The sequence below is a fragment of the Limnospira sp. PMC 289.06 genome, from assembly GCF_032350395.1.
Lineage (GTDB): Bacteria > Cyanobacteriota > Cyanobacteriia > Cyanobacteriales > Microcoleaceae > Limnospira > Limnospira platensis.
In genome coordinates this window covers 1-321 of the sequence record NZ_JARPLC010000553.1, presented here as the reverse complement: position 1 = coordinate 321, position 321 = coordinate 1, and the positions used below count along the sequence as shown (strand labels likewise).

Below are 321 nucleotides of genomic sequence, written 5' to 3'. Positions count from 1 at the left end.
TCCCCGAGTCTGGATAAGAGGTCGGAGCCTCGAACCATTCCCCATAACTGTTTATATAGCACAAGACAGAAAAGTTAGGACGTATAATGGCAAGGATATCTACAGAAGACCCAAAAGGCTAGCCCCCTACAGTTACGACCTTAGACAAAAAGTTATTAATGCAATTGAACTAGACGGTATACCCAAAACCGAAGCCAGTCAAGTTTTCCATGTCAGCAGGAACACTATCAATCTCTGGCTGCAAAGAAAAGCACAGACCGGAGACTTCCTCCCTAAACCTAATCGCCCACCTGGTCATAGCCACCAAATTACCGACTGGCA

At 45.8% G+C, this 321-nt stretch carries 1 protein-coding gene; it reads left to right on the top strand.

Annotation, left to right across the window (positions count from 1 at the left end):
• Nucleotides 1-97 precede the first annotated feature (97 nt).
• A partial coding sequence (locus tag P5674_RS26235; RefSeq protein ID WP_315670527.1) for an IS630 transposase-related protein occupies nt 98-321 on the top strand: 224 nt, incomplete at its 3' end.